The 11,332-nt window shown below is 36.3% G+C and carries 9 protein-coding genes; 7 read left to right on the top strand and 2 right to left on the bottom strand.

Features of this window, described 5'->3' with window-relative positions:
• Positions 1–391: 391 nt before the first annotated feature.
• Both BLU80_RS04780 and BLU80_RS04785 read left to right on the top strand, forming a co-directional pair.
• Positions 392–832, top strand: a complete 441-nt coding sequence (locus BLU80_RS04780; RefSeq protein WP_091394311.1) for a hypothetical protein — start codon at positions 392–394, stop codon at positions 830–832.
• Entirely contained in the window at positions 810–1,304 is a 495-nt protein-coding gene (locus BLU80_RS04785; protein ID WP_139188087.1) for a nucleotidyltransferase, read from the top strand. Before BLU80_RS04780 ends, BLU80_RS04785 begins: the two co-directional genes overlap by 23 nt.
• Positions 1,305–2,225: 921 nt before the next feature.
• Here BLU80_RS04785 and BLU80_RS19385 read toward each other — a convergent pair.
• Entirely contained in the window at positions 2,226–2,459 is a 234-nt protein-coding gene (locus BLU80_RS19385) for a GNAT family N-acetyltransferase (RefSeq protein WP_139188088.1), read from the bottom strand.
• 247 nt (positions 2,460–2,706) lie between these two features.
• Between BLU80_RS19385 and BLU80_RS04790 the strand changes: the two genes are divergently transcribed.
• Entirely contained in the window at positions 2,707–3,900 is a 1,194-nt protein-coding gene (locus tag BLU80_RS04790; RefSeq protein WP_170831140.1) for a DUF4185 domain-containing protein, read from the top strand.
• Positions 3,901–4,099: 199 nt separating this feature from the next.
• Entirely contained in the window at positions 4,100–5,959 is a 1,860-nt protein-coding gene (locus BLU80_RS04795) for a TonB-dependent receptor plug domain-containing protein (protein ID WP_170831141.1), read from the top strand.
• A 277-nt stretch (positions 5,960–6,236) separates the two neighbouring features.
• Here the strand turns inward: BLU80_RS04795 and BLU80_RS04800 are convergent, their stop codons facing one another.
• Positions 6,237–6,695 (bottom strand): SufE family protein, encoded by a 459-nt coding sequence (locus tag BLU80_RS04800; protein ID WP_091394321.1) that lies wholly within the window; start codon positions 6,693–6,695, stop codon positions 6,237–6,239.
• A gap of 952 nt (positions 6,696–7,647) precedes the next feature.
• Here BLU80_RS04800 and BLU80_RS04805 point away from each other — a divergent pair.
• From BLU80_RS04805 to BLU80_RS04815, 3 genes are read left to right on the top strand one after another with little or no spacing between them, the layout of a single operon-like run.
• Positions 7,648–9,642 (top strand): TonB-dependent receptor plug domain-containing protein, encoded by a 1,995-nt coding sequence (locus BLU80_RS04805; RefSeq protein WP_170831142.1) that lies wholly within the window; start codon positions 7,648–7,650, stop codon positions 9,640–9,642.
• Complete coding sequence (locus tag BLU80_RS04810) at positions 9,642–10,772, top strand: cytochrome-c peroxidase (protein ID WP_091394328.1); 1,131 nt, start codon at positions 9,642–9,644, stop codon at positions 10,770–10,772. Before BLU80_RS04805 ends, BLU80_RS04810 begins: the two co-directional genes overlap by 1 nt.
• A 40-nt stretch (positions 10,773–10,812) precedes the next feature.
• Entirely contained in the window at positions 10,813–11,250 is a 438-nt protein-coding gene (locus BLU80_RS04815; protein WP_091394331.1) for a molybdopterin-dependent oxidoreductase, read from the top strand.
• The last annotated feature ends 82 nt before the right edge of the window (positions 11,251–11,332 follow it).

Below are 11,332 nucleotides of genomic sequence, written 5' to 3' on the forward strand. Positions count from 1 at the left end.
TTCTGATCAACGTAAATCTATAAATCAATTTTTGAAAAGAAAAATCTATCTTTGACTTAGCAAAAACTACTGTCCGGATTTTTCAACACACCTCAGACAGAGAAAAATAAGTTGAATGCTGAAAGATTATTGGCCTTGCTTAATCCTGAAACAGAAGATGGTAAGTAGGTAGATTTATACCAATTTGGCGATTTATAGTTAGATATTCTAATTCCGGAATTAGGTAAATTAATAGCTGAGAAGCATAAGATCAATTATGGTGGACAAGAAGTATAAATATGAACATATTGTGGCTAAAATCATTACGAAACTACCAAGCCAAACTTAAGAATTTATCAAATATTTTACTATAAATTGACCAACATGATGATAATATTGGTTATATTTGATAATGCAAACGGATAGTCTAAGCAAAAAAAGAATAGTGCTTGTGCACTGGAAAAAGCAACAGCATACCGAAGTCTTTTCTAACCTGAGAAATTTTTGTCTCAGTTACCCGGAGTATAGTTACAATACATTAAATAACTACTTGGGTAAAGAGAAAACTGCCTACGATAATGAAACAGTACGGGTGGAACGCAAAGAGATTATTACAAAGCCTAAAGTTGATGTAGCCGCCTCAAGAGCTATTGCTCCTGTTTTAAGAAGGGTAAAGATGAAACAGGCTGAAGACCAAATGCATGATTGGCATTATTGGATATCCCAGCCGGTGATAAAACGTGCGGAAGCGGTTACATTTCTGGTCAACCAAATGCTAAAAAAAGGCCAGAGAATGGACAAAACAATAGTTAACAAAATAAAAACGGATTATGATACTAGGAAAGGACTTTGAGGATTTTGTTGTGCTGCTCAACAAATATAAAGTAGAGTATATGGTTGTTGGTGGCTATGCGATGGCGTTTCACGGCAAACCACGTTACACAGGAGACTTCGATGTATGGGTTAATATATCTGAAGAGAACGCCGAAAAATTATTGAAGGTCATGGAAGCTTTTGGTATGTCTTCTTTAGGCTTTGAAAAGGACGATTTTTTGCAACAGGGGTATATTTCCCAGATTGGTTATCCTCCTTTACGGATAGATATTCTGAATAATATAGATGGTGTTGAATTTAAAGAGGCCTATATAAACAGACAAGAACTAATTGAAGGTGATCTAGCAATAGTTTACATTGGACTTCAGGATTTGATGGCAAATAAAATAGCCTCGGGAAGAAAAATGGACCTAGCCGATGTCCAGGAAATTAAAAAGATAGTACCGAAAAAGAAAACTGAGCCGAAAAAGTCCCGTGAGAGAAGACTTTAATACTGGAAACAAAAACTATAAGCTAGAAGTAAATTAATATTAAACTCAGAGAAAAAGATTCTGGCAAATATGGTCTAAAAGGAGCTCTGGCCAATTTCTTATTTGGGATAACTTATAATTGAATAGTAATTGCCATATCACCAATAAAAGATGCCTCCCAAACTAATAACACACTGCCCAAAATAACTATCTCAAACATCCACCATTTATCATGAGATTAACCAAATAATATTAATACAAAATTAAATATTTCAGTTACGTTTAATTATAAACTACAAAAAAAACAATGATATTCAAATAATTATTATTAAAATACGACTGGGATACAGTCAGGAACGAATCAGAGTCAACTATACAAAAGAAATTAGAAACTTAAAAAGATATAGATATGTCTATCATAAGCTGATAAGTATACAACCTTGTCCAACAGACCCACAGCTACAAATTAAAAATGTAGTTGAGATTCCTGGAGAGAAAGACCCTGATATATTTATGCTTGAAATAGATCAGCAAACGGGAGAGTATACCGACTACGCTCTACCTTTAGTACGGTAGCAACCACTCATCAGCTTGGAACTTCATCAAAATATAGACAAATCCGTTTTCCAGAACTAGATGCAATCGTCTATGCATTGTTTAAAGTCACCTATATGGAATTTACAGAACACAAAATTAAACATTATTTCTAGCAGCTCATTGATTTTAGCAAAATGAAAACAACAGGCGCAAGAAAAATTTAAATTTTCAGATTAATAAAGATACACTTATTATAAGAAGATGGCTGCGTAATCCAACAATATAATACAGTCTAAACTGCATCTAAAATCAGGGGCCTTTCACTCAATTCAAAAGAGATAAATTCAGCAAGTATATTAATAGTTCAAAACTGCTAGAAGATCATTATTTAGACTAAGAAGGAAATTATTTAATTAAAGAAAGCATATTTATATCCCAATATTTTTGATCCCAAAACAACCAGGAACGTAAAAGTCCTTCCTTTGCCAAGCCACATTTCAGTAATAGATACTTACAACAAACATTCACAGGCATAACGTCTGCTTCAATTCTATTTATAAATAAACGCACAAAACAAAATTTTGTAACACTTCTAAGTACTCCAGAAATAATTCTTTTATTCCAATGATCAGGATTCATGTCATAACAAATATTAGTACGATGATATTATGTAAAATAATGAAATCCAACTTGTAACAAATAAAATACAACACTTCTTTTCAGATTCTCCAACAGAGCAATTTTAAATCAAAAAAAGAAAAAGCTTAAATCCAATCATTGAATAACTAAATAAAAACAAATGTTTACCTTTATAAGAAAGGGCCTTATGTACCACGTCAAATTATTCAATAAAAGAACAGTTTATTCTTCAATTATAATTTTATTAATGTTCAAAGCGGTTTCGCTCCATGCCCAAAATAAGCAAATAAATAAAATTCAGAGAATATCCCAAGCACACAACACAGCCAATTATTCAATAACCCCATCTATTGAATGGACTCAACTATTTAATAAACAGACAGGCTGGACAGGAGGTGATGGCATTTACTCAATATCTCTTCCATCAGATTTTAAAAACAATTTCATACGTAAGAAATCAAACAATATATTATTTCTCTTCAGTGATTCCATAATAGATACTTTAATAGATGGAAAACAAACTGACAATGGATTTACCATGATCCATAATGCAGTAGCCATTCTAAACAGCAAAAATCCTAAAAGAGATAATATTCAATTTTATTGGCCGCAAAAGAATAACAAAACACCAGCATCCGTTTTCATTCCATCTGACATCAAAGATAGACAAGGTAATCCGGTTGAAGACTCAATCTATTATTGGCTGGGTGATGGAATTGCTATAAAAAACAAAAATAAGCCTCTTAACAAGGACACGGCCTTAGCGATTTTCGCCTATAAAATGACCAATGTTAGTAATGAGGCATTTGGATTTAAAGAAATCGGGAACGATCTCTTATTAACCGATGCAAACTTTTCAATTTTAAAACAAATTCCATTACCTAAAGTATCGGAAGGAAGTTTAGGTGCAGGAATTTACCAGGAAAATGTAAGACATAACAAAGGAAAGGAAGAAAATGACAATTATGTCTATATATACGGTGTGCGTGGTATACACAAAGGATTAATCGTTGCACGCTCAACAATTGCTGACATTACAAACCCCAAAAACTGGAAATACTTTAATGGCCAAACATGGGTCAGCGACATAAACCAAAGCCAGGAAGTTACCAGCCATGTATCAAATGAACTTAGCGTTACAAAAATAAAAGAAGGTAAGTATGCACTAATCTATCAATTAGATGGAATACAACCTTATATCGGTCTAAAATTGGCGCCCACTCCATATGGACCTTTTGGGTCAATGGACACATTATGGCATTGCACGGAGCCAACTGACAAAAATAAAATAATAGTTTATAATGCCAAAGCCCATCCCAGCTTATCTTCCAAAGGAAAACTGCTAATTAGTTATAATGTCAATTCACTAGATTTTCTAAATCAGCTACATTCAGAACCCACATTTTATCGACCACGCTTTTTAATGATTACCTGGAAATAGACAACTAATTCATAATCAAATTCATCCTCAATTCTCAAGGAAAAAGAATCGATTGCATAATATTTTCGTCAAAGAAAAAGTAAAATAATTCATAATGACACATTACATTTGCTCCGCATTTCCAGCATAGACTCATGCTGCTATTTTTAATTCTAAATCTCATTACCGGATCACAGGATGGCAAATGCAATTATCAATTATGAAAAAACTATTACTCGTTATAGGCACACTTGCCTCTTTACAAGCTGTTGCACAACAACAAGACACACACATCAATCAATTAGATGACGTAATTATCCAGGGAAACCGTATTCAAACTCCTTTTAGTCAGGCAACACGGGATATACAAATCGTTACGCAACAGGATATTGAGAAAATGCCGGTACATTCCTTGAATGAAGTATTGTCATACATAAGCGGGGTTGATATTCGTCAAAGAGGCCCATTTGGCGCACAAGCAGATATCGCTATAGATGGAGGGACATCAGAACAAACACTCGTTCTTATAAATGGGGTAAAATTAATCGATGCACAGTCAGCACATAATATGATGAATATCCCAGTGCCTTTAAGTGCTATTGATCATATAGAAATCCTTAGAGGAGCAGCTGCCAGAATTTATGGCATCAATGCACTGACAGGGGCTATCAATATAGTCACCAAAACCGCAGACCACCCGACCCTTACCATCGATGCCCATACTGGAAGTTCATTTAAAGACAAGGACCCCGGAGATGGCAACGGCATTTACTGGGGAGGAGGTGCAGAACTAAGTGCCACTCTAGGCAATAAAAAGATCAATCATCTAATTTCCGCATCTCAGAATAATTATAACGGTCAGCGTTATAATTCAGATTCAAAGGCCTCCAAAGTCTTCTATAACGGCAGTTATAATCTAAACGAAAACAATAGTATTCAAGCCATGGCTGGATATGCCAGGAGTCATTATGGTGCCAATGGATTTTATGCAGCTCCTGGTGATATCAATTCAGCAGAAGTTGTACAATCCTCCGTATTTAGCCTATCTTCCAGGCATAAATTTGGCAAATTCCTGCTTTCTCCAAGAATTAGTGACAGATATGGTGATGATGATTACAGATACTTAAAGGATGACTTAAGCAAATACAGATCCAGGCATTATACCAATGCATTGATGTTAGAACTGAACGGTAGTCTGGAAACAAAAATTGGGACATTGGGACTTGGATGGGAATCTCGCTTTGAAAAAATTAATAGTTCAAACATTGGAAAACACCAAAGAGAAAATCATGGAGCATATGCTGAGCTCCAATCTTCAATTGGAAAGAAATTGGAAGGCACTTTAGGCGTTTATGCAAACTACAATACGGATTATGATTGGCAGCTATACCCAGGCATTGATTTGGCATACTTAATTGATCAACATTGGAAAATTTCGGGAAGTATCGGATCTGGTGAAAGAGTACCTTCATTTACCGACCTTTATCTGGATCAAAGACCAGGCAATATAGGCAACCCTGAGATTCAGCCTGAGAGCGCCTGGAATTATGAAGGGAATATTCAGTATAGTAAAATGTACTTCAGATTTCAGGCTGGATATTTCTATAGAACAATTAGCGATTTCATTGATTGGGTAAGAGAAAGTGCCGACGTCCCCTACTCCCCTATCAATTTCGGTAAAAACAAAATACAAGGTCTCTATGCCAGAATTCAACAAAATATAGATTTAGGGAACAAACAATCCTTTGAATACCATTTAAGCTACAATTATCTAAACCCTATTATTGACGGGTCCAGCGATCTGCAATCAAAATATAGCTTAGAATCATTAAAACATCAGTTCATTGCAGGTGTCAGCTATGGTATCGGAAATCTAAATCTACAATTAGAAAACAGGTTTCTTAAAAGAGAATTGGCCAATAGCTATGATGTCGCTGATTTCAGAGCCAATTACCAAATCAAAAAAGTCACGGTTTACGCGGAAGTCAATAACATTTTTGATGCCAAGTACATGGAGGCAGGAGCCGTTCCAATGCCTACAAGATGGTGCACGGTAGGTGCTAAACTGAGAATCAACTAACACCTTAAGGATGTAATTAAACTAATTCAAATAATACGCTCTGCCTTTTCTGATTGACAACCCAGTAAAAGCAGAGCGTATTTATTTAAATTGCTTTCTTATTTTCATGACTGGAAAATAGACTCTCCCTACCCATTTACAATCAAAAGGCACAAAGCACCTTTTGTGTAGAAAAGGTAATTTTCAAAATAAATAATCGAAAATAAAGCTTATAAAATCAGCTTTAAAACAGGCAATCAAACTAAAATACTAATCAATAATCTGAATTAGTACCCATTCATACTGCATCGGCCATATCGCTTCTGGTTATTTCCAGAACCTGTAATTTAGTGGACAACAATTTTATTTTTTGAATAATTGCCAACAAATCATCTACCCAATCTTGATTCAACCTTTCATACATATTGATTTCATTTAAGAAATACAAATGGGTATTAATGATGTCCCTTGGAGAATTTCCTGAGAAAACCCGGAGTAACAGACCGACTAAACCTTTGCTGATTGAATTGTCACTTTCTGCTGTAAAAAATACCCGGTTGTTCATTAATCTGGCCTTAATCCAGATATTGCTTTTTGAAGTTTTAACTTCATGTTCTTTATCCAATTCTTCTTTTGGAATAGGCTCTAAATCATTGCCAATCTGAATCAGTTTTCTAAAATAGGGAATCCGGTGTACCTTATCAGAAAACTGAGCAAACTCCTCAATGATTTTATCCTGAATGTTATCAATTTTCATATTGCTTTCGTTAATTAGTGTAAAAATTAAGTGAGGTATACAAATTTAATCTTTTCAAATTAAAAAATAGCCGGATAGTTTTCCCCATAATTACCCACCATCAAATTAATTGACACCATATTTGCTACGGTCCAGACACTAAAAGAATTTACAACATCATAAAAATAGCCAAACATAAATATTAAAACTGTACAAATATGAGCCTTACAATAAATCAAAATTGATATTAATTTATTGCAAGGGGCTGATAGATGTACTATTATTTTTAACAGTTCTGCAAGTATGCCATCTCATTTTTTATACTTATTTCAGATACCAAATTCATTTAGCAATACATCAAGTAATAATCAATTTACTGAAAGTTCAGCGTTTACTTTTTGCCTGCTTCTGCGGCTGTTTAATTGTTTAACTGACCACCTACTCCTTCTCATAAGGCACATTTTTCCATAGTTTTTGTATCCGGTTAATGGATAAAAATTTACACCCAAAATAAATTCTCTGTGTTAAGACCCATTAGAACCCACCCATATAAAACCAGAGCATTATTGCGGGATCGCAAAAAGTAAAAACTGAATACAACACTCCAAAAGAAGACGGCCACTTTCAAATAAATTCCATCTCCACAATTCTCAAATTAAACACGCACAGGTAAAGTATCCTAAGAACTCATTAGCTATACTGGACTTATAAAATTGTTTCCTAATCCCCAGCCATAAGAAAATCTTTTTAAATTATATATTTTTCTTATATATTATTTTTATATTTAAATATATATTCTACTAACAATTGTAATAAAATACATAGTGGTTATTTTTGAGAACTTTTTTATAATAACCTTGCTTAAATTATAAAATAAATCAAATTTAAACATACATATATTTTTTTTACTATTCAACCAATCCACTTCCAATCATTTTTTATGCTCCGAAAAACATTAAAAATTGCCATTTGCATGACTCTCCTTTCTCATGCCGTTAAACTTAAAGCGCAACTCACCGATAGTTCAGAAACCCAACAAGACACCACAGGGACTTTCAAACTAGGAGAAGTAACTGTCAGTACAAGCCTTACTCCTCCAATTTTCAATTCAGTTAATGCAAGGCAAATGGAAATGTTTGGCCGAAATGATGCGGCCCAGGCATTAAACCTTTTACCAGGCATTACGCTTTCAAAAGTAGGCCAACGCAATGAAGCCATGTTATACGTCAGAGGTTTTGATTTAAGACGTGTTCCGCTGCTTATAGACGGCATTCCTGTATATGTCCCTTATGACGGCTACGTGGATTTAGCAAGGTTTACAACTTTTGACCTCGCCAGTATACAGATTTCAAAGGATTACACCTCTGTAAACTATGGGCCCAATGCCATGGGAGGAGCTATCAACCTCATCACTCGCAAACCAACTAAATCACTAGAAATAAATGGTGCCACAGGATGGCTGAGCGGAGGCTTTAGAAGTAATTTCAATGTGGGCAGCAATCTGGGCAAATTCTATATTCAGGCTGGCATCTCAAAATACAAAAGAGATTATTTTCCCATGTCCAAGGACTTTAAACCGACGGCCTATGAAGAGGGTGGCCACAGGGAAAACTCCTATAGCGACGACGAGAAAGTAAGTCTTAAAGTGGCTTTCACACCAAATGAAGGTAGCGAATATGCGCTCAGTTATAATTATCAGCATGGAAATAAAGGCACTCCGGTATATGCAGGCAGCGACACATTGAATAGCTTACTTAAAAAGCCGCGCTACTGGAGATGGCCTAAATGGGATAAACAAAGTATTGCATTTTTATCAAACACACAAATCGATTCAAGTCAATCCATAAAAACCAGGTTGTATTATGACAAATTCATCAACACTCTGAACTCATATGATGATGACACCTATTCCAGTATGGAAAAAGGTTACGCGTTTTCTAGCCTATATAATGATTACACCTTAGGCGCCATAATCGAATACAGCAAACAATTCGGACAAATTGACCACCTGATCGGAAGCCTTCAATATAAACAAGATGTCCATAGAGAACACGACCTTGGAGAACCTATAGCCAAAATGGCGGATGCCACTTCAACCGCAGCACTGGAATATCAGTTAAATTTATCAAAAGGGCTAAAACTGCTTACTGGCCTCAGTTTTAATAACAGATCTAGTTTAAAAGCGCAGCATTACAACAGCGATACTAAACAACTGGAAACTTACACATCAAACCATAATAATGCAATAAATGTACAGGGAGCGTTGCAATATTCTATTGATAAAAGCAACGAATTAAGCATTAGTATTGCCAGAAAAACAAGATTTGCCACTACTAAGGACAGATATTCATTCAGTATGGGAACGGCACTTCCCAACCCAGACTTAAAAGCAGAATACGCGATAAACTATGATTTATCTTATAACGGCAGTTATTTAAACAACACGTTAAAATCAAACGCCGCATTGTTTTATAGCAAAATAAATAACACAATCCTTTCAGTGGACAACGTAAGCTTCGATTCAACTTCCGGAACCTCGCTTAGACAGTTGCAAAACGTCGGGCAGTCAGAATACATGGGATTTGAGCTAGGAATCGATTACAATCCAATTACAGCTATTGCAACTGGAATCAACTATACTTACATTAAACTTAATAATATAAGTAGCCCGAATTTATTTTTTACTGATGTTCCCAGAAGTAAGTTATTTGGTTTTGTACAGTATTCTCTAAAATCCATTCTATCTTTACAAATAAACGGAGAATATGATTCAAAACGATTCAGCACTTCTTACGGAACAACAGCAGGTGCATTCACTTTATTTAATGCAAGTGCAAAAGTACATGTCTGGAAATACTTTAGCCTGGAGGGGGGTATCAATAACATATTTGACAAAAACTACCAGTTGACTGAAGGATTTCCAGAGCCTGGCAGGAACTATTTTGTAAACCTTCGATATAATCTCTGATGGGCAATAGTCTAAAAACGATCACGTCCATTACTTTGTTGGGGTGTATCTGGATTGGCTCGCTATCAGTCAGTTCATTTACGAACAGTCGGGATACTATTGTAAATAATATCCCGACTCCCCATATAATCACCCTGCGATTCCCGGCCTATTTCGGGCACCATTATCAAATCCCGGAGGATAACCCGACTACTGAAGAAGGCATAGCGCTCGGCAGAATGCTCTTTTATGAAAAACAGCTATCCAAAAACAATCAAATATCCTGCGCATCCTGTCACCAGCAGGAACATGCCTTTAGTGACACCGCGGCATTTAGTCTGGGGGCAGACGGCTCTGCCCAACCGCGTAATACAATGGCACTTGTCAATTTACTATGGGTCAACCAGTTTTTCTGGGACGGCAGAGCAAAAGGGCTTGAAGCACAAGCGGACACCCCACTTGTCAACCTGCATGAGATGAATCAATCTTTTGACCAGTCCATTGCTAAACTGGAACACAGGCAATTATATAAAAATGCATTCAAGGTCGCCTTTGGAGACGAAAAGATTACTAAAAGCAGAATTGAAAAGGCGCTGGCGCAATTTGAGAGAACACTTATTTCCTGTAATTCCAGGTATGATCAATATCTTGAGGGGATTTACCAACCAACGGCTGCGGAACTGGAAGGCATCGCCTTATTTTACGGCACCCCCACCAGCAAAACTTATCTGAGAAGGCCCAGCTGCAGTCATTGTCATGGCGGCCCCAACACCTATGAAGAATTATTTATGAATAACGGGTTAGACAGTCTTCCAAAGGATTTAGGCAGGGCTATTATCACAGGCCAGGACTATGACAAAGGCAGATTCAGGGTAGTAACCTTACGCAACATAGCCCTTACTGCACCCTATATGCATGACGGACGGTTTAAAAGCCTGGCCGAGGTTATTGACCATTATAGTGATCACATTCTTTCAAGTTCTTCCTTAAGCCCCTTTCTGAACAGCAAAGAAATAGTGAGTAACCCTAAAGATCACCTGAGTTTCACCAAGGGTGAAAGAACTTCCCTTATCGCTTTTTTAAACATGCTAACGGATTCAAGTTTTATTCAGGATAAAAGATTTTCCGACCCATTTACATCTAATAAATAAATTGTAGTTTAGTTGGTTCAACAATCAAAAACAAAAAACAATGAAAATCCAAAAAATACTTTTAGTCAAAGCCCTTGTACTTTTTTTATTTTTCCCCTTCCAGTCGGCTAAGACTCAGGTACACACGGTTTTAAACAGTGACTCATCCCAATCTGCAGTATTACGAATATCCGGAGAAGTGACCTCCCCGCTAACGCTAACACTCTCATCATTAAAATCCTTGCCAGAACATACCGTTACGGTGAAGGATAAAACAGGGTCTCCCCATCAGTATACTGGAATATACGTTACAGATGTACTAGCCAAAGCAGGTGTTACAACAGGTCATGAACTTCGTGGGGAAAACCTAAGCAAATATGTACTGGCCAGTTGTGCAGATGGTTATCAGGTAGTCTATTCTCTGGCTGAGCTTGACAGCAGTTTTGTCAAAAATCTGCCCATTATTGCTTATGAAATTGACGGACAACCCTTAATGTAAAATAAGGGACCATTGCGTATGGTGATGCCTGAAGATAAAAAGCCGGCCAGAAGCTGCTTTCAACTTCAATCGCTGAGTGTTC

The organism is Arachidicoccus rhizosphaerae, assembly GCF_900107765.1.
In the GTDB taxonomy this organism is placed as follows: Bacteria; Bacteroidota; Bacteroidia; order Chitinophagales; family Chitinophagaceae; genus Arachidicoccus; species Arachidicoccus rhizosphaerae.